The sequence below is a fragment of the Aquimarina macrocephali JAMB N27 genome (assembly GCF_000520995.1).
In the GTDB taxonomy this organism is placed as follows: Bacteria; Bacteroidota; Bacteroidia; order Flavobacteriales; family Flavobacteriaceae; genus Aquimarina; species Aquimarina macrocephali.
Map to the genome: position 1 here is coordinate 123785 of NZ_JACA01000013.1, position 25096 is coordinate 148880.

20 protein-coding genes are annotated in these 25096 nt (G+C 34.2%); 12 read left to right on the forward strand and 8 right to left on the reverse strand.

Going from position 1 to position 25096, the window contains the following annotated elements; translation table 11 throughout:
• The first annotated feature begins 7 nt into the window (after positions 1–7).
• The 5 genes from Z054_RS0110005 to Z054_RS0110025 all read left to right on the forward strand — a co-directional run bounded on the left by Z054_RS0110005 (position 8) and on the right by Z054_RS0110025 (position 5720).
• Positions 8–1618 (forward strand): DUF1501 domain-containing protein, encoded by a 1611-nt coding sequence (locus tag Z054_RS0110005; RefSeq protein WP_024769931.1) that lies wholly within the window; start codon positions 8–10, stop codon positions 1616–1618.
• A 103-nt stretch (positions 1619–1721) separates the two neighbouring features.
• Entirely contained in the window at positions 1722–3788 is a 2067-nt protein-coding gene (gene metG, locus Z054_RS0110010; protein ID WP_024769932.1) for a methionine--tRNA ligase, read from the forward strand.
• A 5-nt stretch (positions 3789–3793) separates the two neighbouring features.
• Positions 3794–4696 carry a histone deacetylase family protein gene (locus Z054_RS0110015; protein WP_024769933.1) on the forward strand — a complete coding sequence of 301 codons (903 nt, stop codon included), beginning with the start codon at positions 3794–3796 and terminating at the stop codon, positions 4694–4696.
• A gap of 64 nt (positions 4697–4760) precedes the next feature.
• Positions 4761–5108 carry a DUF2116 family Zn-ribbon domain-containing protein gene (locus Z054_RS0110020; RefSeq protein ID WP_024769934.1) on the forward strand — a complete coding sequence of 116 codons (348 nt, stop codon included), beginning with the start codon at positions 4761–4763 and terminating at the stop codon, positions 5106–5108.
• 57 nt (positions 5109–5165) lie between these two features.
• On the forward strand, positions 5166–5720 hold the full coding sequence (locus tag Z054_RS0110025) for a pyridoxamine 5'-phosphate oxidase family protein (RefSeq protein ID WP_024769935.1): 555 nt from the start codon (positions 5166–5168) through the stop codon (positions 5718–5720).
• 41 nt (positions 5721–5761) lie between these two features.
• On the opposite strand, the gene Z054_RS0110030 is transcribed toward Z054_RS0110025, so the two are convergent.
• The gene (locus Z054_RS0110030) at positions 5762–6232 is read right to left on the reverse strand and encodes a CBS domain-containing protein (RefSeq protein WP_024769936.1); all 471 of its coding nucleotides are present in this window, start codon (positions 6230–6232) and stop codon (positions 5762–5764) included.
• Positions 6233–6445: 213 nt separating this feature from the next.
• Here Z054_RS0110030 and Z054_RS0110035 point away from each other — a divergent pair, with 213 nt between their 5' ends.
• The gene (locus Z054_RS0110035; RefSeq protein ID WP_024769937.1) at positions 6446–8839 is read left to right on the forward strand and encodes a M28 family peptidase; all 2394 of its coding nucleotides are present in this window, start codon (positions 6446–6448) and stop codon (positions 8837–8839) included.
• A gap of 256 nt (positions 8840–9095) precedes the next feature.
• On the opposite strand, the gene Z054_RS0110045 is transcribed toward Z054_RS0110035, so the two are convergent.
• The 3 genes from Z054_RS0110045 to Z054_RS0110055 are packed head-to-tail and all read right to left on the reverse strand — an operon-like array spanning position 9096 to position 12550.
• Entirely contained in the window at positions 9096–9842 is a 747-nt protein-coding gene (locus tag Z054_RS0110045) for a succinate dehydrogenase/fumarate reductase iron-sulfur subunit (protein ID WP_024769938.1), read from the reverse strand.
• Between the two features lie 6 nt (positions 9843–9848).
• Positions 9849–11864: a fumarate reductase/succinate dehydrogenase flavoprotein subunit gene (locus Z054_RS0110050; protein WP_024769939.1), complete on the reverse strand. Its 2016-nt coding sequence runs from the start codon at positions 11862–11864 to the stop codon at positions 9849–9851.
• Positions 11865–11878: 14 nt separating this feature from the next.
• A complete protein-coding gene (locus Z054_RS0110055; RefSeq protein ID WP_024769940.1) occupies positions 11879–12550 on the reverse strand; it encodes a succinate dehydrogenase cytochrome b subunit in 672 nt (223 codons plus the stop codon).
• 207 nt (positions 12551–12757) lie between these two features.
• Between Z054_RS0110055 and Z054_RS0110060 the strand changes: the two genes are divergently transcribed.
• On the forward strand, positions 12758–13903 hold the full coding sequence (locus Z054_RS0110060) for a methionine aminotransferase (protein WP_024769941.1): 1146 nt from the start codon (positions 12758–12760) through the stop codon (positions 13901–13903).
• A 158-nt stretch (positions 13904–14061) separates the two neighbouring features.
• On the opposite strand, the gene dinB is transcribed toward Z054_RS0110060, so the two are convergent.
• Complete coding sequence (dinB, locus tag Z054_RS0110065; RefSeq protein ID WP_024769942.1) at positions 14062–15168, reverse strand: DNA polymerase IV; 1107 nt, start codon at positions 15166–15168, stop codon at positions 14062–14064.
• A 98-nt stretch (positions 15169–15266) separates the two neighbouring features.
• Here dinB and Z054_RS0110070 point away from each other — a divergent pair, with 98 nt between their 5' ends.
• The 3 genes from Z054_RS0110070 (at position 15267) to Z054_RS0110080 (ending at position 17958) form a co-directional block, all read left to right on the forward strand.
• Complete coding sequence (locus Z054_RS0110070; protein ID WP_024769943.1) at positions 15267–15734, forward strand: CYTH domain-containing protein; 468 nt, start codon at positions 15267–15269, stop codon at positions 15732–15734.
• Between the two features lie 38 nt (positions 15735–15772).
• Entirely contained in the window at positions 15773–16831 is a 1059-nt protein-coding gene (locus Z054_RS0110075; RefSeq protein ID WP_084050240.1) for an SH3 domain-containing protein, read from the forward strand.
• 221 nt (positions 16832–17052) lie between these two features.
• The gene (locus tag Z054_RS0110080; protein ID WP_024769945.1) at positions 17053–17958 is read left to right on the forward strand and encodes a hypothetical protein; all 906 of its coding nucleotides are present in this window, start codon (positions 17053–17055) and stop codon (positions 17956–17958) included.
• A gap of 95 nt (positions 17959–18053) precedes the next feature.
• Here the strand turns inward: Z054_RS0110080 and Z054_RS0110085 are convergent, their stop codons facing one another.
• Together Z054_RS0110085 and Z054_RS0110090 are read right to left on the reverse strand one after the other, a co-directional pair.
• Entirely contained in the window at positions 18054–18455 is a 402-nt protein-coding gene (locus Z054_RS0110085; RefSeq protein WP_035091340.1) for a response regulator, read from the reverse strand.
• Positions 18452–19897, reverse strand: a complete 1446-nt coding sequence (locus Z054_RS0110090; protein WP_024769947.1) for a sensor histidine kinase — start codon at positions 19895–19897, stop codon at positions 18452–18454. The genes Z054_RS0110085 and Z054_RS0110090 overlap by 4 nt, the downstream gene beginning before the upstream one ends.
• A 410-nt stretch (positions 19898–20307) precedes the next feature.
• Here Z054_RS0110090 and Z054_RS0110095 point away from each other — a divergent pair, with 410 nt between their 5' ends.
• Together Z054_RS0110095 and Z054_RS0110100 are read left to right on the forward strand one after the other, a co-directional pair.
• On the forward strand, positions 20308–22029 hold the full coding sequence (locus Z054_RS0110095) for a sensor histidine kinase (RefSeq protein WP_024769948.1): 1722 nt from the start codon (positions 20308–20310) through the stop codon (positions 22027–22029).
• A gap of 89 nt (positions 22030–22118) precedes the next feature.
• On the forward strand, positions 22119–22625 hold the full coding sequence (locus Z054_RS0110100; RefSeq protein WP_024769949.1) for a YciI family protein: 507 nt from the start codon (positions 22119–22121) through the stop codon (positions 22623–22625).
• A gap of 92 nt (positions 22626–22717) precedes the next feature.
• Here the strand turns inward: Z054_RS0110100 and Z054_RS30085 are convergent, their stop codons facing one another.
• The gene (locus Z054_RS30085) at positions 22718–25009 is read right to left on the reverse strand and encodes a GEVED domain-containing protein (protein ID WP_024769950.1); all 2292 of its coding nucleotides are present in this window, start codon (positions 25007–25009) and stop codon (positions 22718–22720) included.
• Positions 25010–25096: the final 87 nt, after the last annotated feature.

Genomic DNA, 25096 nt, shown 5'->3' on the forward strand with positions numbered 1-25096 from the left:
AAATCTTATGTGCGAAACTAATCACTCCCAAAATATAAAAAAAGACGGGTCTTGTAATACAGAAGACCATATAAAATGGAACAGAAGATCTTTCCTTCAGGCATTAGGCCTTGTTGGTGGAGGATCAATGATGCTAGGGAACACTCCTCTTTCGGTTTCACGACCTTCCCCTTTATCAATAGCCCTTAGCCAGGCACCAAATGACAATATTCTAATTCTTGTTAGGTTACAAGGAGGTAATGATGGATTTAATACCATTATACCTGTTTATGATTATGATATTTATGCCAATGCCAGACCTCTTATAAAAATTCCTCCAAGTGAATTTATTACGCTTGATGATGATTATGCTATGCCAAAACCAATGAACAAATTAGAAAGTGTTTGGGGTGATGGTCAAATGAGAGTCGTTCATGGTGTAGGCTACGAAGATTCATCTTTATCTCATTTTAGAGGTTCTGATATCTATGCTAATACCAATCTAGAAGAAGAAGACAGAACTGGTTTTATGGGAAGATATTTTCAGGAAATTTACCCCGATTATATTTTTAACCCACCAGCCAGTCCTCCTTCTATACAGATAGGAAGTATAGGAAACTTAATTTTTAAAGGGCCAGAGAATGATTTCTCTTTTGCCGTTTCTGATCCCAGAAGATTACTACAGATTGCAGAAAATGGGACTTCATATAGTACAGATGGTCTTGGAGAATGTACTTATGATGACAGAGTAAGACATCTTAGAGAAGTTACAAACACTACATTTACTTATGCCGATGTAATTAGTGCAGCATACGAACGATCTACTGATTTTGGCGGGTATCTCGATGATAGCCTAGGTAGACAATTAAGTGTTATTTCCAGATTAATCAAAGGAAATCTGGGAACCAAAGTATATTTAGTAACTCTAGGTGGGTTCGACACTCATAACAATCAAATACAAAGACACCAGGAGCTTCTTAATTCATTTTCTGAAGCAGTAAGTAACTTCTATAAAGATCTTACCGCAGCAGGATGGGATGATAAAGTACTTACTATGACTATGTCTGAATTTGGTAGACGATTTAGAGAAAATGGATCTCTGGGAACAGATCATGGTACTGCAGCACCAACCATGTTTTTTGGTTCTGCCCTTAACGGAAATGGTTTTGCTGGGGAACATCCAGATTTATCGAACTTAACCCGTGGAGGTAATGTATTTAACACTACAGATTTCAGGCAGGTTTATGCTACCGTAATGAAAGATTGGTTGTGTATTGATGAAAACACAGTAGGAAGAGTCCTTCTGGACGGCTCCTTTGAATCCTTAGACTTAGGGTTCAATTGTTCAGGTATTAATCCTAATATTCCTATCGATGGAGAAGGAATCACTCACATTGTTACCTATAGTGATAGTCAAACCTATATAAATATTGCAAATCCAGAAACCACTCATGTAGATATAGCGCTTTATAATGTGATAGGGCAAAAAGTAGCTACCTTAAGAAATGAGGTGTTAACAGAAGGAGAGCATGTTATTGATGTAAAACTATCTGCAAATACAAGGCTAAGTACTGGCCCTTATGTATATCAGATTCAGACCAATAACGGTAATTATAGCAAATCAATTTTGATTTCATAAAATAGATTAATGTAACCCTTACATTCATTCAAAATAATTGGATGATGTAGGGGTTATATTTTGCAAGTGTTTTTATTACCTTTGTGCCTTATTTTTTAGCATTATGAGCACGACGGGAAGATATACAATTACAGCAGCTTTACCATATACCAATGGTCCTATTCACATAGGCCACCTGGCAGGGGTTTATATCCCGGCAGATATTTACTCACGTTTCCTTAGAATGACTGGCAATGATGTTGCCTTTATTTGTGGTAGTGATGAGCATGGTGCTGCTATTCCTATGCGAGCTAAAAAAGAAGGAGTTTCACCACAAGTAATTATAGATAAGTATCATACAATCATTAAAAAGTCTTTTAATGATTTTGGAATTTCATTTGATAATTACTCAAGAACCTCTGCTCCTATTCATCATGAAACCGCTTCAGAATTTTTTAAGAAATTATACGATGACGGTAAATTTATAGAAGAAACATCAGAACAATTATACGATCCAGAAGCCGAGCAATTTCTGGCAGATCGATTTGTAGTAGGTACTTGCCCTAAGTGTGGCCATGAAGAAGCATATGGTGATCAATGCGAAAATTGCGGTAGTTCTCTTAATGCAACAGATCTTATCAATCCAAAATCTACGATTTCTGGAGCAGAACCTATCTTGAAACAAACCAAACACTGGTTTTTACCACTAGATCAATATGAGAGTTTTCTAAGAGAATGGGTTCTGGACGGGCATAAAAAAGATTGGAAAACCAATGTATATGGCCAGATCAAATCTTGGGTAGATGATGGATTACGTCCTCGTGCAGTAACACGTGATTTGGATTGGGGAATTCCTGTTCCAGTAGCTGGTGCAGAAGGAAAAGTACTATATGTATGGTTTGATGCTCCTATAGGATATATCTCTTCTACCAAAGAATGGGCAGCACGAGAAGGAAAAGACTGGGAACCCTACTGGAAAGATAAGAACACCAAATTAGTTCATTTTATAGGAAAAGATAATATAGTTTTTCACTGTATTATTTTTCCGAGTATGCTCAAAGCAGAAGGGAGTTATATACTCCCCGAAAACGTACCTGCAAACGAATTCTTAAATCTCGAAGGTAATAAACTGTCTACTTCGAAGAACTGGGCGGTATGGTTACATGAATATCTAGAAGAATTTCCTGATCAACAGGACGTATTACGATACGCATTAACTGCCAACGCTCCCGAAACTAAAGACAATGACTTTACCTGGAAAGATTTTCAGGCTCGAAATAACAATGAATTGGTTGCCATATTCGGAAACTTTATCAATCGAGTAGTTGTATTGACCAATAAATATTATGATGGTGTGGTACCATTACCAGGTACTTTTTCTGAAGTTGATGAGCAAACCTTAGCAGAGCTTAAAGCTTATCCTGCGGTTATCTCGAGTTCTATAGAACGATATCGATTTAGAGAAGCCAGCCAGGAATTACTAAATGTTGCTCGATTAGGGAACAAATATCTGGCAGACGAAGAACCTTGGAAATTGATTAAAACAGACGAAGGGCGTACCAAAACTATTATGTATGTTGCATTGCAAATTGCATCTGCATTAGCTACACTATCAGAGCCATTTCTACCATTCACTTCAAAGAAATTAAAATCAATTCTTGGTTTTTCGAGACTTGATCAAGAATCTACATGGAATGAAGTTGCCACAAAAGAGGTACTTCTTCCAGCAGGACATCAAATCGAAAAAGGAGAATTGTTATTCTCTAAAATCGAAGATGTTGAAATCCAAAAACAATTAGATAAATTGGAAGCAACTAAAAAAGCTAACGAAGCTGAAAATAAAGTGGTAGAACCACAAAAAGATACAGCAACTTTTGATGATTTCGCCAAATTAGATATCCGTGTTGGGACTATCATCGAAGCTGAGAAAATGCCTAAAGCCAAAAAGCTTTTAGTACTTAAAGTAGATACAGGAATTAACACCAGAACGATCGTTTCAGGCATAGCAGAACACTTTTCTCCAGAGGAAATTGTAGGTAAAAAGGTAACGGTTTTGGTTAACCTTGCTCCAAGAGCATTAAGAGGTGTAGAAAGCGAAGGAATGATCTTAATGACGGAGACCCCAGAAGGGAAACTGGTATTTCTAAACCCTGACGAGAGTGGTGTAAATCCCGGGGCAATTGTTAGTTAAATTATATGCTTAAAATAGCATATCACTCAATTTATACTCATCCTTTGCCAGAAAAGCATCGATTCCCGATGGTTAAATACGAGCTATTGCCTAAACAATTGCTTTATGAAGGAACCTGTAAAGAAGAGAATTTCTTCGAGCCTGAAATTCCAGATGCGCAACCTATTCTGGCAGTCCATACAAAAGACTATTATAAAAGTCTTATCGAATTATCGTTAGATCCCAAAACAGCTCGAAAAATTGGTTTTCCGCTATCAAAAGAGCTCATTGATCGTGAAATGATTATCGCCGATGGTACTATCAAGGCTTCAGAATATGCCATACAATATGGTGTCGCTATGAATATTGCTGGCGGTACTCATCATGCGTATACAGATCGTGGAGAAGCATTTTGCCTACTAAATGATCAAGCTATTGGAGCACGATATCTTTTACAACATAATTTGGTAAAAAAAGTTTTGATCGTAGATCTTGATGTACACCAAGGTAACGGAACTGCAGAAATATTCGAAAGTGATGATACTGTATTCACGTTCTCGATGCATGGAGCAAACAATTATCCATTTAAAAAAGAAAAATCAGATCTGGATATTGAACTTCCCAATCAAACCGAAGATCAGGAATACTTAAGAATTCTAAAAGAAACTCTTCCTCAACTTATTAATGATCAGAAACCTGATTTTATGTATTACTTGAGTGGTGTAGACATCTTATCTACCGATAAATTAGGAAAATTAGGATGCACTCTGTCTGGTTGTACAGAACGTGACAGATTTGTACTTCAGACATGCAAAGATCTTGACATCCCAGTAATGTGTTCTATGGGAGGTGGCTATTCTCCAGACATTAAAACCATTATAGAAGCGCACGCCAACACCTACAGATTAGCACAAGATATTTTCTTTTAATACCTTATGTTAATCATTTGTAAACGGATATTTATTGTATCTTCGACATCAAATACTTTTTTAAATGCAAAAAGAATGTCCGGTATGTGGTGACAAAATCATTGGTCGAGCAGATAAAAAATTCTGTAGTGATTATTGTCGTAATGCGTATAACAATCAGCTCAACAAGGATAGCAAAAACCTGATACGCAATATCAATAACTTATTACGCAAAAACTATCGTATCCTTGAAGAATTAAACCCAAAAGATAAGACTAAAACCACCAAAACAAAACTAATGACTATGGGTTTTGATTTTCAGCATTTTACCAGTATTTATGTTACCAAAACCGGAAATACCTATTATTTTGTATATGATCAAGGATATCTCCCGCTAGAGAATGATTTTTATGCAGTTGTAAAAAGAAATTAAAATGATCCTATTTCTGGAATCGCTTACCCAAGATAAATAGATCATAACCTTAAGAAAATGGCAAAAATACTAACCGAGATAAGCTCAGAATTAAAAGAATTTATAGCAAAACAAAAAGTTTTCTTTGTAGGAACAGCAGCCAATGAAGGACGGGTTAATATTTCTCCCAAGGGAATGGATACACTTCGGGTTATTGGACCAAACAAAATTGTATGGCTTAATCTTACAGGAAGTGGAAATGAAACTGCCGCTCATGTAATAAAAAATAATAGAATGACTATTCTATTCTGTGCTTTTGAAGGAAAACCTTTAATCTTGAGACTATACGGAACTGCCAGTATATTTCATAAACAAGATGAAACATATCATAACCATATTCATCTATTCCCGAAGACCATTGGTTCCCGGCAAATTATTGAGATGCATGTAGATATGGTACAAACCTCTTGCGGATATGCTGTTCCGTTTATGGATTTTAAAGAAGAAAGAACACAATTAAAATCCTGGTCTGAAAAACAAGGAGAAGAGCGATTAGAAAATTATCAAAAAGAAAAGAATGCTTTTAGTATTGATGGTTTCGAAACAAGAATAACGGGTTCTGATAAAAAATAAGAATTATTAAATCCGCTATTCTTAGCTTCTGATAATGTTGATTAACGATTTCTCCAATTTTGGCTATTCATTTTCAAAGCTGCTTTCATTACATCTTTTTGACTAATTTGCCCAATTAATTTACCATCTTCCAGAATAGGAAAGCGTCTTCTTTTGGTCTGTAAAAATTTATTGGCTGCATCAAAAATATTGAGATTACCATCTATTGTTTCTACATCTTTAACCATAAATTTTTCTACTCTGGTATCTTCAATAGGCATATTATAATATCGGCTTTCATTTAATTGTTTGATACAATCGCCTTCAGAGATAATACCTAATAATTGATTATGATCATCAACCACAGGTCCTCCTGATATTTTATGCTTTACTAATGTCTCGATAACCTCCATTACTGGTTGATCAGGACTAAATGTAATCAAATCTCTTGTCATATAATCAGAGACTTTTATTAATGTCTCATCCTGCTTCTTCGTCTTAGAGCGAGCTCCTTGAAAACTGATTATTCCCATAATATCTAGTGATTTAGTGAATCTTAAATATAGTGATTTACAACAACTTATTCAAGTTAGACTTTAATTTTAATGTAATTAAAATCTAATTTTTATACCTTTATCAGTATCATTTTTTAACTATTGAATGAAATCATCAATTATCATTTCGGAAGGTATATTTTTAATAATTGTAGCTTATTTCTTACCTTTAGCCTAAATCAATACTCACACATGCGAAAGTTTCCCTCTTTACTTACGTTACTCCTCATTTTTATTTCATTAGCTTACACATTTTACAGCAGTAAACCACAAAAAATAACAGATCTCAAGACCTCTAAACAGGAATTTTCTACACTTCGTGCTTTAGAACATGTAAAAAACATCTCTAAAGAATGCCACTACCTGGGTAGTTCTGCACATGAAGAAACGAAAACATATATCCTGGATGAATTAAAAAAACTGGGACTGCAGCCCGAAATTCAAGAAGGTATTTCTATTTCTGATGGAGGAACAATAAGCAAACCCAAAAATATCATTGCAAAGATTAAGGGTAGTAATTCTACAAAGTCGTTGGTACTCATGTCTCACTATGACAGTTCGCCACATTCTTCATATGGAGCTAGTGATGCTGGTAGCGGAGTCGCAACTATCCTTGAAGGAATCAGAGCATATTTATCTACCAATAAAGTTCCGAAAAATGATATTATTATTTGTATTACAGATGGAGAGGAGCTTGGGCTTAATGGGGCAGATCTTTTTGTGAAAGAACATCCCTGGGCCAAAGATGTAGGACTTGCTCTTAATTTTGAAGCCAGAGGAAGTGGTGGTAATTCTTATATGCTTATAGAGACTAATGGTAAGAATGGAAAAATGATTAGCGAATTCTCTAAAGCTGGTGTAAAATATCCTGTTACTAACTCTCTTGCTTATAGCATATACAAAATGCTACCTAATGATACCGATCTTACAGTTTTAAGAGAGCAAGGAAATATCGAAGGATTCAACTTTGCTTTTATCGATGATCATTTTGATTATCATACAGCCAATGACACATGGCAAAACCTAGACCTAAACACATTACAACATCAAGGGAGTTACCTTATGCCTCTACTCTCCTACTTTTCTGAAGTCGATCTGGATACCCTTAAATCTGATCGGGATTATATTTATTTTAATGCTCCAATTTTTAACCTTGTTAAATATCCTTTTAGTTGGATATATATTTTATTGATCATTGCAATTATCTTATTTATAGGATTAATTTTTTATGGAAAATTTGCATATCGAATAGATTTCAGAGAAGTTTTAGTAGGATTAGGTGCTTTCCTTTTATGCTTGATACTTGCAGGGTGCTTAACTTTTGGAGGATGGCAGTTGATTAAGATTATCTATCCTCATTACAATGAAATTCAACATGGATTTACTTATAATGGTTATCAGTATATTGCTGTCTTTGTATTATTATCTATAGCCATTTGTTTTAAGGTATATGCCCGATTTAGTAAAAGTAAAAATCAAGCTAGTTTACTTATAGGGCCATTATTTGTTTGGTTGGTTATTTGTGCCCTGGCGGCTTCATACCTTAAAGGTGCAAGCTATTTTATAATCATTGTATTATTTGGATTGATATCATTAGTTGTTCTTATTCGGCAAAAAAGACCTAATCCAATATTAATGGTTGTTTTGGCACTACCAGCTATCTTTATCGTATCTCCTTTTATTGTATCTTTTCCCGTGGCTTTAGGCTTAAAGATTCTTTTTGTCTCTGCTGTATTATCAGTACTGTTGTTTGGTGTATTAATTCCTGTATTTGGATTCTACAAAAGAAAAAAACTATTTGGCAATTTATGTCTTCTCCTAAGTTTAGTTTTCTTTATTGCTGCTCATATAAAATCAGATTTTACCGAAAAACGACAAAAGCCTAATAGTCTTGTCTATATCTTGGATACCGATCAAAATAAGGCCGTTTGGGCTTCTTATGATAATATTCTTGATTCCTGGACACAAAACTATATCAATCCAGAAGAAAACATTGCCGAAACTTATAATGCAAACACACTACAAAGTAAATACAGAAGGTCTTTTGCTTATGCCAATCAGGCACCTGTCAAAAGTATAGGTCAGTCAAAATTGGATATCAGTAAAGATACCATAATCGGAAACTTAAGACATCTAGAACTCTGTATTGCACCTCAGCGAGATATACAAAGGGTTGATTTATATACCGAAACCTTATTTAATTTTGATACTTTACGAGTTAATGGTAAAACAGCAATTGATTTTGACTACTCTGATGGCAAAACCTATAATGCATTTACAAAAAGATGGAGTCAAAACCTGCTTACTTATTATGTGAGCAAAAATGAACCACTAGAATTACAAATGCAATTTCATAAGGACTCATTACCAAAATTTGTTTTATATGAATCCTCATATGATTTACTTACAAATGAACATTTCTCAATTCCCTCGAGAAATAAAAATATGATGCCCAAACCATTTGTAATGAATGATGCTGTAGTTATTAAAAAAGGATTTGCAATAGAAGAGTATCAAGAGAAGAAAATTGATACCACACTCACATTAGACAATGCGCCTATCCAATCTCAAGAAATCAATGAATAAATTCATGTACTAAATAAGTTCGGCATTCAAAAAATGATTCTTGCGACCTCTATAATTGTTTTTTGTATAATTAAGAGAAAATCCTTCAACCCATGAAGAAACTGGCTTAAATCCATCTTTAATGGTCCAAAAATGGCTAATCGACCCCAACAACTAATATCAAATAGCATATTATCAATATCCTGAAAAAATTATTTCATAAAAAAACCGAAGTATTATATACCTCGGTTTCTATTTTAGAACTTAAAGAAAGTGATTATCCTTTCATACTTGCCTTTAAATATTCACGGTTCATTCGTGCTATATTTTCTAATGATATCCCTTTAGGACATTCGATTTCACAAGCACCAGTATTGGTACAGTTACCAAATCCTTCTTCATCCATTTGGTTTACCATTGCCAATACACGTTCTGTAGCTTCTACCTGACCTTGTGGTAGCAATGCAAATTGCGAAACCTTAGCCGAAGTAAATAACATAGCCGAAGCATTTTTACATGCAGCTACACAAGCACCACAACCGATACAAGTTGCTGCATCCATAGCATCGTCTGCATCTTCTTTACGAATAGGAATAGCATTTGCATCTTGTGTATTTCCTGAAGTATTAACAGAAATATATCCTCCCGCTTGCTGTATACGCTCGAAAGAAGAGCGGTCTACCATTAAATCCTTTACTACAGGAAATGCTTTTGCTCTAAACGGCTCTATATAAATAGTATCTCCATCGTTAAACTTACGCATATGCAATTGACAGGTAGTTACTAAACGATCCGGTCCATGAGGCTCTCCATTGATTTGTAACGAACAGGCTCCGCAAATCCCTTCTCTACAATCATGATCAAAAACTACAGGCTCCTCTCCTTTATTGATCAAGTCTTCATTTAACACGTCTAACATTTCTAAAAAAGACATGTCTCCTTCTATTCCAGAAATTTTATAGTCTACTAACTTTCCTTTGGAATCAGCATCACTTTGACGCCATATTTTTAATGTAAGATTCATAGCTTTTTATTTATAAGAACGTGTTTTTAATTCAATGTTTTCGAAGACCAGATCTTCTTTATGCAGTTCGGCATCTTTAGGCTCTCCTTTGTATTCCCACGCTGATACATACTTAAAGCTTTTATCATCTCTAAGTGCTTCTCCTTTTTGTTCTCCAGACTGTTCTACAGATTCTTCTCTAAAATGTCCCCCACAAGATTCATTGCGATTTAATGCATCTTTGGCAAATAACTCTCCCAATTCTAAGAAATCAGCTACTCTTCCTGCCTTTTCTAATTCTGGGTTCATACTATTAACCGTTCCCGGAACTTTTACATTTTTCCAGAAGTCCTCACGTAGTACTGCGATTTCTTCGATAGCCTCTTTTAGTTCTTTCTCATTACGAGACATTCCACATTTATTCCACATGATTTTACCTAATTTCTTATGGTAATAATCTACAGAATGTTCTCCTGATCCACCCATTAACTTCTCGATACGATCTTTAACTTCTTTTTCGGCTTGATCAAATTCTGGTGTATCTGTTGGGATTTTTCCTGTTCGAATATCACTAGATAAATAATCTCCAATCGTATATGGTAACACAAAATACCCGTCTGCTAGCCCTTGCATCAATGCTGATGCTCCAAGGCGGTTTGCCCCGTGATCAGAAAAATTTGCTTCTCCTGCCGCGTAACATCCTGGTATAGTAGTTTGTAAGTTATAATCTACCCAAAGACCTCCCATTGTATAATGTACAGCAGGATAGATCATCATCGGAGATTTATAAGGATTCTCATCTACAATCTTTTCATACATCTGAAATAGATTCCCATATTTGCTTTCGATAACTTCCTCTCCCATCTTCGTAATTTCTTCCTTAGAAGGGTTATGCATACCAGAGGTCATTGCTTTTTCTTTTCCGTATCGCTGGATAGCCGATGCAAAATCCAGATATACAGCTTCTCCTGTTTTATTCACTCCAAAACCAGCATCACAACGTTCTTTTGCTGCTCTCGAAGCTACATCACGCGGAACCAGGTTACCAAAAGCTGGATAACGACGCTCCAAATAGTAATCTCTTTCTTCTTCAGACAACTGTGTTGGTTTCAATTTACCTTCACGTATAGCTTCTACATCCTCCATTCTTTTTGGCACCCATATACGTCCATCGTTACGAAGTGATTCAGACATTAATGTCAATTTAGACTGATGATCTCCAGATACTGGTATACAGGTTGGGTGAATCTGGGTATAACAAGGATTTGCAAAGAAAGCTCCTCTACGGTGTGCTCTCCATGCTGCCATTACGTTACTCCCCATTGCATTGGTACTTAAATAAAATACATTTCCGTATCCACCACTAGCCAATACCACAGCATGAGCAGAATGACGTTCTATTTCTCCTGTAACCAGATCGCGAGCAATAATTCCACGAGCTTTTCCATCAATCTTCACTAAATCTAACATTTCGTGACGGTTAAAAGCTTGTATTTTTCCTCTGTTGATCTGGCGATTCATTGCAGAATATGCTCCAAGAAGTAATTGCTGCCCTGTTTGTCCTTTGGCATAAAATGTACGAGATACCAATACCCCTCCAAAAGAACGGTTATCTAATAATCCGCCATATTCACGTGCAAAAGGAACTCCTTGTGCTACGCACTGATCTATAATATTTCCTGAAACTTCAGCCAATCGATATACATTAGCTTCACGAGAACGATAATCTCCTCCTTTTACAGTATCATAAAACAATCGGTAATCAGAATCACCATCACCCTGATAGTTTTTTGCTGCATTAATTCCTCCTTGTGCTGCAATCGAATGTGCACGACGAGGAGAATCAGAATAACAGAATGTTTTCACATTATATCCAAGCTCGGCCAATGTAGCAGCCGCACTTCCTCCTGCTAATCCAGTACCAACAACGATAACATCGATGTTTCGCTTATTCGCCGGATTAACCAGGTTAATTTTATTTTTATAATTTGTCCACTTATCTGCCAGTGGACCTTCAGGTATTTTAGAATCTAAAATTGACATACTAGTGGTGTTTTTTAATGATTTAGCACATAATTAAAATGAAGTATTAATGCAATAATTATAAAACCTAAAGGAATAACAATTGCAAATACTTTAGCAAACTTGGTTGCTGCTATCGAGTATTTATTATTAAATCCTACAGATTGAAACGAAGATGCAAATCCATGCCACAAATGCAATGCTAAAAACACAAATGAAACCACATATAGTATGGTACGAACATGGCTTTCGAATTTTACAGTCAATTCATGATAATATCGTGTTGGATCTTCTGGTGCAAATTCTATATATTTATGTACTATTTCTGGAACCCAAAAGTCATAGAAATGCAACCCTAAAAATGCAAGAATCACTAATCCAGAATAAATCATATTTCTAGACATCCATGAAGAATTAGCTCCTCCACTATATTTCGCATACTTAACCGCTCTGGCATTCTTGTTTTTGATTTCTAATACAAAACCCATCACAAAATGAAAAACCACTCCAAAAATAAGTACAGGCTGCAATGCAAATTGAACTAACGGATTTGTACCCATAAAATGAGATAACTCATTAAATGTATCTGCGCTGAAAATTGAAGTAAAATTGATGGTAAAGTGTTGTAATAAGAAGAAAACTAAGAAAAGTCCCGAAAGTGCCATGGCTACTTTTCTAGCTATTGAAGATTTTATCAATCCACCCATTATTTAAAATGTTTAATTAGTTGTGAAGCAAAAATAGGGTTCAATGCTTTTTTAGCCAAGCTTTAGCATGGGTTTATTTCACTATTTATAATGAATATAAAAAAGAAAGTAACTTTGTTCATTGTTAAATACTAAAACGATTGAAATACAGAATTAACTTTAGATAAAAAACAATGCTCTTTTTTACAATTATGCTAATTTTACCTTATGCAAAATATCAATTCCAAACTTCCAGAGGTTTCAACTACCATATTTACAGTAATGAACCAATTAGCTCATAAACATGAAGCGCTAAATCTATCTCAAGGCTTTCCAAATTTTGAGGCAAGTCCAAAACTAATTGATTTGGTAACTCAGGCCATGCAAAATGGATATAACCAATATGCACCAATGCCTGGATTACTCTCTTTAAGAGAAGTTATTACTAAAAAAACCAACTCGCTATATGGTAGTAATTATCATCCTGAAACCGATATTACTATAACTTCTGGTGCTACACAGGCTATTTTTACTATTATTTCGGCTTTTATAAACCCTGGTGATGAAGTGATTATTTTTAAACCTGCTTATGATTCGTATGAGCCATCTATCGAATTATTTGGCGGAACGATCGTTCCGGTACAGTTGTCTGCGCCTCATTATAGTGTAGACTGGCAAGAAGTAGCTGCCAAAATTACTTCTAAAACCAAAATGATCATTATCAATACTCCTCATAATCCCAGTGGGAGCGTTTTGTCTAAAGAAGATATGCTTCAATTAGAAAAATTAGTAACGAATACAGATATTATTTTATTAAGTGATGAAGTATATGAACATATTATTTTTGATGGGCAGGCACATCAAAGTGCTGCTTTATTTCCTGGATTAGCAGAGCGTGCTTTTATTACTGCTTCTTTCGGGAAGACATTTCACACTACCGGTTGGAAAATGGGATATTGCCTGGCTCCAAAAGAATTAATGACAGAATTTAGAAAAGTACATCAGTTTAATGTCTTTTCTAGCAGTCATCCTATGCAATATGCGTTGGCCGAATATTTAAAAGCTCCCGAAAATTATCTTTCCCTTCCTGATTTCTATCAAGAAAAACGAGATTTTTTCCTATCTATGATTACCGATTCTCGTTTTAAGTTTACTCCGGCATCCGGAACATATTTTCAGGTATTGGATTATTCTGTTATCACTGATGAAAGTGATATAGCTTTCGCTGAAAGGCTAACCAAAGAACATAAAATCGCATCCATCCCGGTATCCGTTTTTAACTTGAATCAGAAAGATGATAATGTACTCCGTTTCTGCTTTGCCAAAACTGAAGAAACTTTAAAACATGCAGCAGAGATTTTGTGTAAGATTTGATTTAAAATCACATCGATTCGAGTGGTCAGACCGAAAGAAGGATTGTATCGAGAGTAGTGATTTTTGTGCTAAAAAAGTTATTCTCAATAGCCCTGCTGAGCTTCCTAAAATACATTTTTCTTCATTTTATTGCGAAAAATACTCCAACCAACACTTTTTTAGAAATCAAATCGTAACTGAATAATTTCTACTTCTTCTTTTTCCTTTTCTTTTTTCTTCTCCTTACCTGTATTAAGATTAGAGAGTGAAATCCCTAATAATCGCACAGAGTTCTTCATCTTATCTTGATACAATAACTCTTTTGCGGTTTCTAATAAGATATCGGTATCGCTTACAAAATAAGGCAGTGTTTTACTTCGAGTTTGTAGTGTAAAATCGCTATACCTAATTTTTAGAGTCACTGTTCTACCAGCAACCTTACTTCGTTTAAGGCGTTTTTGAAGTTCTTCTGCTATATTTTCTAATCGCTCTAGCATATAGATTTCTGAAGCTATATTTTCGCTAAAGGTTCGTTCTGCCGCCAGGGATTTTCGCTCGCGGTTGGGTTTTACCTCACTTAAATGAATTCCTCGTACAATACGGTAGTAATGTCCTCCTGATTTACCAAAGTTTTGTGCTAAAAATTCTTCTGATTTCGATTTTAAATCCTTTCCGGTATAAATACCCATCTGGTACATTTTTGTTCGAGTAACTTTCCCCACTCCATAGAATTTTTTAACATCCAGATCTTCCAAAAATTCGATTACCTCTTCGGGGTTTACTGTTTTTTGTCCATTGGGCTTATTATAATCACTCGCTACTTTGGCTATAAACTTATTGATCGATATTCCTGCAGAAGCGGTTAATCCAACCTCCTCAAAAATTTGTTTTCGGATTTCCTGAGCAATTAGTGTTGCGCTGGGATTTCCCTTTTTATTCTCGGTAACGTCTAGATAGGCCTCATCCAATGATAAAGGTTCTACCAGATCTGTATACTCAAAGAATATTTTTCTGATTTTAGAAGAAATCTCTTGATACCGATCAAATCGAGGTCTAACAAAAATCAGATCAGGGCATAGTTTCCTTGCTTTAAAACCAGGCATAGCAGATCGTACACCAAATACACGGGCCTCATAACTAGCTGCACTAACCACACCTCGTTTTCCTCCTCCTCCTACGGCCAATGGCTTCCCTCTAAGTTCGGGATTATCCAATTGCTCTACCGAAGCATAGAATGCATCCATATCAACATGTATGATTTTTCTATATGTACCCAACTCTTCCACTCTACAAAAATAATAGATATTGATGATTCAAATTATAATATCTTTATCTCTAATTATAAAAGATTTCTACATCGTCTAAAATAACCGAATAACTAGTCATGATTGAAATAGAACGCAAATTTCTGGTAACCTCTGAAACTTTTAAAAATGAAGCACAAAAAAGTACTCGTATTACACAGGGATTTCTAAATACTGACCCAGAACGAACAGTTCGTATTCGAATCAAAGGAGAATACGCCTTTATCACTGTAAAAGGAATTGGCAATACTTCGGGGACTTCTCGATTTGAATGGGAAAAAGAAATTGATGTATCAGAAGCAGAACAATTGATGCTTTTATGTGAAAAAGGAATCATCGAAAAAATACGATATGAAATCTCTCTAGGAAACCACACCTACGAAGTCGATGAATTCTTTGGAAAAAACAAAGATCTCATCATAGCTGAAATTGAATTAGAAGATGAAAATGAAACATTCCTAAAACCAGATTGGTTAGGAGAAGAAGTTACGGGGAATCGAAAATATTATAATTCTCAATTAAGTAAAAAACCATACACAACCTGGTAAACTATTTTTTACTTTAAAATAATTTAAAAACTAATGAAATGAGGAAATTTTTAAATCTCATAATGCTTCTGCTTGTTGCTATATCCTTCTTAAATTGTAAGGATGCCAGGAGTATAAAAAATCAACAGGTTCAGGATAAAATCGATCGCCAAAACAATACAGAACCGACTTCAGAAAAAGTAAAAAATACTATGTTTTACTATGTAACGGCGACTAGCGGACTTAGCGTGAGAAGACAACCTGATATTAATGCCGAAAAGATAAGTACTTTGGATTATGGGACTCCTGTTGAAATTATCGAAGAAACTGATCATACTTTTCAGGTTAAGGAGGGCACAAAAACAATTGATGGTAAATGGGTACTGATATATTCAAAAGAAATAACTACAATAAAAGGTTATGCCTTTGATGGATTTTTAACCAAAGAAAACCCCATGTCATATCGATTATCCAACGCTGATTTAAAGTTCATCCGTTCTTATAATGAGGAGAGTGATTTTGATCTGGATAATTATCTCACTTTAGAACTAATCTCCAAAAAAACTTATGAGGAGTTAAAGAAAAATCAAAAGAATGGCATCACAATTAGAGAAGATACGTTAGAGATTAAAAAAAACAATGGAAAAATCGATATACCTACTGATCAAGGAGTTGTCTCACTAATAGATATAAATGAAAGAGATATGGGTGATGTATCTTATCACTATGTAGGGGCTATTGATAACTTAAACACTCATGTAATTCGAGGGGATTACATAGGATATAGTGAACATTTATTAATCAATAAAATTACGGCTAGAAAAGATACTCTTACTGAAAAACCAATTATTTCACCAAATTGGAAAAAAATGGTCACCGCCTCTATAGATGGGCAAACCTTAGAGCCAACAGATCTTTATGTATATGATATAGACAAGGATAACTATACAAGGAGATTATCAGTTTCTTTTCAAAAATGGTTTCATTCTTACGAGGACAATAGTATTTTTTGGATCAACAAAGACGAATTTTGTATGAAGGTAATGTCGTTACAACTCGGAGAAAATGAAGGATTCAAAGAGCATTACCATCAATATGTAAAAATAAAAGTACTATAATTGATTACTATTTTGGTAAAACAAATATGTAAAATCTCAATACTCTTTCTCAACCAAGTAAAAAACCAAACTAATTATGGTAAAAAAGTAAGGTTAATAGGTCTTTAACTTCAATTAACATTGCCTTAATAAACCTTAACAAAAGAGTAACATATGGTGCTGGTAAGGTGAACTGGATAAGCACGGCTAAGCCTACTTATTTATTAACCAAAATTACAGTTATGTTACACAAATCTAAAAGATCCCTAATAGGGGTCACATTATGTATTTTGCCATTTTTAAATGCTATAGGGCAAATCCCTGTAAATGGATTTTATCCTAAAAAGAATTCTTTTACATTAGCTCCCAGTTATGGATACAAAAGTTATGATCAGTTCTATAGGGGGTCTACTTTATCTGAAGGAAACCCTGCTGGTTTAGGAGAAATTTCTTCTTCTATTATCTCTTTTTATAGTCAATATGCCATTACAAATTGGTTATCTACAACCCTTACTCTACCATACATTAGTGTCGAAAGTAAAGATGGAGTGCTAGATCCCGTTCAAAATGTAGCTCAGATAGATGGAATTCAGGATTTAGGAGTTTTTCTAAAAGCTAAAGTTCTGGAGAAAAAATTCGATAATTCTTCTCAAGTAACCCTGGGAGGTGCCTCTGGAGTAACGTTCCCTGTAGGAAATTATGAAGGAGGAGGTGTACTTTCTCTAGGCAATGAAGCTACCACTGTTAATGGCTCAGCTATATTTCAATATAGTACTCCGTTCAAAATATTTAGTGAACTACAATTTGGGTACAGTATCCGTAACAGCAATAATTTTGATATCCCCAATGCCATGTTGTATAGTGCCAAAATAGGGTACTATAATGAATTTCTTTATGTACATGCCAAACTCAATATACAAAACTCTATTTCGGGATATGATATTGGCACTCCAGAATTTGGCAATGCAGGAGGGGCTGCTATTTTACCTGAAACTGAAGTAGATTTCACAAATCTTTCTTTTGATTTTTATGTTCCCGTTTACAAAAATGCTGTAGGTATTTCTGCTGGTTACGGTGCTACTCTAGACGGTAGAAATTATAATAAAGAATCCGTTTTTTCATTTGGATTAGTATATACTTCTCGATAGTATTTGGTATAGAATTACTCCCATCAAATACAATATATGTTTGATAACTCCATCAAACATATATTGTATTTGATAGGAATAGAAAACGTACTATATCAGACGCTTTCTAATAGTGATTCCAATTGAGTTTCATTAATGGGTTTAATTAGATATCCAGAAACCAATTCAAATTTTTTAGCTCTTTCCTTATCTGTAGGGTTTTCTGATGATGATAAGATATAGATAATAATCTCTTTCTTTATATCTGGAGTGATTGTAATAAACTCTTCTAAAAACCCCCATCCATCCATAACAGGCATATTTATGTCCAGTAAAATTAAATCTGGTAACTTCTCTATTTTTCCTATTGTTGATCTTATAAAGTTAATACCTTCTTCTCCATTAGAAAATACAAGTAGTTTTTGATTAGGACTAAGCTTATGTACGATCTTTTTTATAATAAACTGATGAATATTATCATCATCTATAAGACATAAAATATGGTTCTCCTTAATCATAACACAATATTTATAGTGAATTTAGTTCCTTTATCAAGCTCGCTATCAATGGATATTGTTCCTTTTAAGGCTTCAATTTGAGATTTGATTATAAAAAGCCCCAATCCTTTGGCATTAGCATTTTTATGAAACGTTTTTCTAAACCCAAACACTTTGTCTCCATATTTATTTAAATCAATCCCTAAACCATTATCTCTAAATATCAGCTGAATTCTATTATTTGTTTTTTCTGAAGAAATATAAATGACGGGCTTTCTTTTAGAAGAGCAATATTTTAGAGAGTTTGAAATAAGATTAAGAAATATACTTCTTAGATAAGCAATCGAATAGGAAATTTCTTCAATTTCAAAATTAGTAATGATTTTTGCCTGAGTCTCCATGATTTTTGCACTTAATTGCCTTTTTACCTCAATACATGTTTCCTGAAGAGAGATATTTTGAATAGTCATATCAGTAGATTCGTTAATCTGTACCACATTTATCAAGTCTTTCATTGTTTTATTAAGTACCTCTGCAGAATTTTTGATCATATCCGTATAGTTCATTTGCTCTTTTGTAAGAGTACTGTCTTCTAAAAATTTGGTAAGCATAAAGATATTAGCAACTGGTGATCTTAAGTTATGAGAAGTAATATAGGCATAGTCCTCTAATTGCTTATTTTTTGCTATTAATTCTTGTAATGTCGCTTCTATTTTTTGTTCTTGTCTGATTGCTTTTGTAATATCTCTGGCAATTCCAAATACTTCTCCGGTATGATCCAATGCAGTGGCATTCCAATCCAACCAAACAATTTCTCCCGTTTTAGTAAGGTATCTATTCCTAAAATTAAATATAGTAGTGCCATCAAATTGTTTTGCGGCTTCTGCAACAGTATTTTGTCGATCATCTGGATGAACAAATGTTAAATAAGGACTATCCATTAACTCTGTTTCGGTATATCCTAAAGTTTTACTCCATTGTGGATTTAATTTGGTAAAATACCCTTCAGGATTTGAAATAGTTATTAAATCCTGACTTAGATTAAATAAATCTTCTAATTGTCTATTTTTAAGTTTTAAAGCAATTAAATCTGCTTCTACAGAAGATCTTTCTAATTTTTTTTGAGTTATATCTTTTGCAATTAGCAAAAATCCTTCTTCATATCCAATTTTGGTTATAATCCATTCAAACCATATAATATCGCCCATTTTACTAATAAGTCTAATCTTGAATGGTTCAGAAGTAGAAGTTTGCAGTCGACGCTCGATTGCCTGTTTGGCTTTACTCCTATCCTCATAATGCACCAAAGTTAAATAAGGTATACTTAACAATTCCTTTTTGCCATACCCTAGTAAAACAGACCATTGAGGGTTTGACTCAACAAAATATCCATTATCATTTACTATTGTGATAAGATCATTATTTAGTACATTTTTTTTTATATATACAGAACTTGTTTTCATCGTATTATCATTACAGTATTATATGAAATTTTGACATTGGAGTTTACTAATGAAGTAGCCTAATAAAACTATCATTGTAGTTATTTCTTTTTTAATATTTAGATATTAAAAAACCAGTCTCAGGGTAAGGTAAAACATTAGAGGGTAATCGGGATATAATGTTTGTATTAAAGTTACTATAATAACTCAACATAAACAACTGTAAGTCAATAATAAAAAAATAAAATTTACACCTTCTATTAATCATAATCCACATAATAATTACTATCTTTAAATTACCCCTATTAAGAAAATTACCCCCTATTAAGAATTCTGAAGCTTATATACCTTTTTAAAACACTTGAAGAGTTCTTTCTTTTTACTACTACAATCCCATTAATATAAAAGGTTTTTTGAGCTTCTAAAAAATTATGAAAAGAAAACAATATTATTTAAAATCTCTTATTGATTCTAAATATTGTATTCCTGTTATTTGGGTTATAGGGTTATCACTCTCCATACTTCTGGCAAGATCTTATTATATACTTGAGCAAAAAAAAATTGAAATAAAATTTAAAAATGAAGTTGATCAATTTGCAGCATCTCTTCACAGAGAATTTGAGTTAAACCTAGAATCTTTACATACCCTATCCACATTATTTAAATCAAACAAAAGCTCTAGTTATCAAACATTTATCACAGAATCCCAGTCTATACGCAAAAGAAACAGCAGCTTTTTGGCTTTAGAATGGATTCCCTGGGTAAAACATGAAATGAGATCTCTTTATGAAAAAAATCATCAACAAGAATTTTCTGATTTTAGGTTTACAGAAAAAGACAGTTTTAATCAATTGGTAAATGCAAAAATCAGAAAAGAATATTTTCCTGTTTACTATGTTGATCCTCTCACAAAAAACAAAAATGCTTTCGGATATGATTTAGCTTCAGAAAAAGAGCGGTATAACACTCTAAAATCCTCGCAGTTAATGGGCAAACCCCTTATCAGTGGAAATATAAAACTAGTCCAAGAAAAAACAGACCAAGAAGGGTGCTTAGCTTTTCTACCTATATTTAATGAAAATAAGTCTAAAAAAAACTATAATCCAGAAAATCTAAAAGGGTTTGTACTTGGAGTTTTTAAATTTTCGAAAATCTTTGAAGCTGCTAATAACACCAATATACCTAAAGAAATCCAGGTGATGTTGCTCAACCAAAAAAATGAAACCTCTAAAGACACCTTATTCACCTATCAATCTGCACAGGTCAATTCCCAGATCAATTTTAACCATCAATTTGATTTACCAGTTTTATGGGGGAAAAAATGGGTGTTGGTCGCTGATCCAACAAGTACGTATATAAAAAACGAAAGAACACCTTACCCTTTAATCATTCTAATAGCAGGAGTGGTATTCACCACTTTACTTGTATTGCTTTTTTATTCGTTCTCTAAAAGGAACATTCAGTTAACGCAACTTAATATCATGAAATCAAAATTCCTGTCTCTAATATCTCATGATGTAAGAGGAGGAGTAGGAACCATGGACGTTCTTCTAAAACTAATACTAGAAGATTTTGAGAATTATAACAAAACTCAATTGAGGGAAATTATAAAATCTATTGAGCAAAACACCAACTCTATTCATTTTACCTTAGAAAACCTTATTAGTTGGTCTAAAAATGATTTATTAGCGTTAAAACCAGAAAAATCTTTATTTAGTATTACCGAATTATTTGAAAATATCACTGAATATTTTCAGCCTATTATAAATCTAAAAAATCTAAAATTTTCTACACACTACTTTACCAACGACACTTATATTCATGCCGATAAGAACATGATTTTAGCTAGTTTAAGAAATATCATTTCTAATGCTATAAAATACACTCAAAAAGGAGGAGAAATTCAAATACGACTACTTCAATCCAAAACCAAACATCTCATTGAAATTGAAGACACGGGAATCGGTATGGACCCTCATGAGTTAAAAAGGCTTTTTGAATACAATACTACACATAAAAAAGAAGGTACCGGAGGAGAAAGTAGTACAGGTATAGGTTTAATGATTACCAAAGATTTTTTAGATATGAATAATGCTAAGGTTCAGGTAGAGAGTGCTCTTGGTAAAGGCACTACATTTAAAATTACTATCTAATTCTATTTTAGTCACTAAATTGGTAACACTACCAAATTCAAGTAAAATTCTTTATTTTAACCTCAGAAATGACCAAAAAATTCATTAAAATGAAAAAATTACTCATGTTTTTCGCTTTACTATCCCTTTTCTCTTGTAAGCAACAACCTAAAGAAGAAAGCACGCTGCAATCGAAGAATACAAAAGAAGTTACCGAGGAAATAAAACCTTCAGTAAAATCAATCAAAGAAAAATTACAAGAAAACGGGTTTAAGATCTTTGACTACATAGATGAAGAAACTGGTGATACCGTGATTATGCAACAATATTTTATTGCTTTCTTAAAAAAAGGCCCCAATCGTTCTCAAAGTAAGGAAGAAGCAGATAGTTTACAAAAACTACATCTTGGACATCTTGGTAAAATGTATAAAGAAGGGTATGCTGATATTTCGGGGCCTTTTGGGGATGATGGTGATATTCGTGGAATCACAATTTACAATACACCAACACAAAAAATGGCAGATAGTTTAGCTAATATGGATCCTATGGTAAAATCCGGACGTCTAATGATCGAGATACATCCATGGTGGGCAGCAAAAGGATTTCCTTTGAGATAAGTATAAATGTAAAAAGAGTGGAGTTCCTGATTACATTCAGGAATCCCACTCTCTTTTCAGTATTTTACGTACTAGCTAGCTTTAGTTTGACTTTATCGCTTTACAAAACGTTTAGTATATTGATTATTTCCATCTGTGAATTTCAGAAAATAAATTCCTTGTTTCAAATGCCCAACATCTATAGTGGATTTATTTTCACCTGATATTGAGATAATTGTTTTTCCTAAAATATCTATTACAGAATACGAGATTTCTTTTGATTCTGTATTGAAAGATATATTAAGTATATTTCTAGCCGGATTAGGATAAAGTGTTACATTATTATTTTGTTTAGCAGTTAGCGATCCACCAATCACAACAGTATAATCTTCGACTTCGCCATAATTAAATGATCCACAAGCAGAAGGAGACGTATTATATCTCATAGTAACTCGCATTCTAGTAGTTCCATTGGTAGCAGATGAAGGCACTGTAAAGCTTCCGCTTACGGTTGCGTTTTGAGTTGCAGATTGTGTCCAGACTTGTTCTCCGGTATCTGCAAAATCACCATCCTGATTATAATCTATCCACACCCGGTAGGCTTCATTGTATTTTGTGCCTGGCCAGGTAGGTGTTACTGTGATCGTATTTGAACTTCCTTTGGATAGATTTGTAGATTCTGATGTAAAATCACTATATCCTCCGCTTCCAGCGGTAGAAGTTTTATCAATAGATCCTATTTGAACCCTACTGATATATTCTTCAGAAGCATTATTTCCATTTGCAGAACAATAAGTAACTCCACCACCACCTGTAGTGGTCACATTAACTGTATTACTAAATCCAGAAATGTTTCCAGCTGCATCTTTGGCCTTTACTCTAAATTGATATGCCGTATTAGCCGTTAATCCAGTAATATTTGCAGAAGTACCTGTTACTGATGTAGCAATTGAGTTTCCTTGATACACATCATAGCCAGTTACCCCTACATTATCGGTAGCAGCAGTCCAGGAAAGTGATACTGAAGTTCCTGTAACATTAGAAGCACTTAATCCTGCAGGAGCAGAAGGCGCCTGCGTGTCTCCACCACTGCCAGGGTTATATCCATTCACTATTTTGGTAGTACATCCAGGAGCCAGCCATTGACAAATATTCGGATATGTCACCGAGAGGCGACCATACCAATCTGGTGAATTATTACCACAAGCAGCGTCTCCACCATGCAATTGACCTACAACCCTTTTATTTTGATCATAGAGAGGAGACCCAGAAGACCCTCCTTCTGTTGTCCCATCATCCCAATCACTTACTCTCCAGTGAGTAGTTCCTGATCCTGATCCTCCATAATATGATGTGATTGAAGATGGATCACTATCAAATGATATCTTTTTCACATCACCAGCAGGGTGATGAATACCTGTAGTTTTAGTAGGAATACTTCCCGTGGCATCCCATCCAGAATAATATACATTATATGCAGAAGGTGGTGTAGAAGAAAGCTTTAATAATGCATAATCTGAACCTGAGCCGCTATCCATCATTTGAGAACCAGAAATAGACTGACTAGTTGACCCGTCAGAGTTATTGCTACACCCAGGAGATTCATAGTTAAAAACAAATACCCAGTTGGTCACGTCACGACCAGATGTACAGTGATTTGCTGTTAAAAAATATGGTGTTCCATTATTTGCAGTATTATTCATTAAAGATCCAGAGCACCATCTTGTTCCGTTTCCTAAAATTGCTAATGCTACTGATCTAATTTGATCTCTCCATGGATCTCCTTCTGCACAAACTACATTGTTATTACAAGATCCAGAATCTCCAAAGTTTTTTGCCATTGTCATTATACCTCTGTAATCATGGGCAACTGCAGAAATATTTAAATCTGGCTGTTGTTTTACTTGAGCTGGTTGAAAATATTCTACTATGATTTTGTCTCCTTTTACAGGAGCTAAACCCAATCGTTTTGAGTTTTTATTATTAGCAGAAGTAAATGCTCCACGAACATCAGATTTATCTCTGTTATAGACAAATAATTTACCTCCTTCTGGAATTTTAAAATTCGAAAAGGTGAGATTAAGTGACAGTGCTCCTTTAGATTCAATCTCAATCAGCCAATAACGATCACCTTTTGAATTGGTATACCATTTTCCCGAATTTCTTGGATTAAGATTCGTTTTATGAGCATACGCAAAACGCATTGGTACGTCTTTACTTGATTCTAAAGCATCTTCCTTTAGCAGTTTTGCTATATCCAGTTTAGGCAATGTTACACCAGGAATTTGGCTTGTTTTTGAAACACGTTCATTCGAGAACAAGGGTTCTCCTCCTTGGCCTATTTGGGAATAGGCGGTAATGCTTGAACATAATGCTATGACAAGCAATAAAATTGCATTTTTCATTGGTTTTAAGAGTTAAGTTGAGTTATACGTTAATTATTAACGCTAGCTAATCTGTAAAATGTTGATTCTAAGATACTAAGACAACTG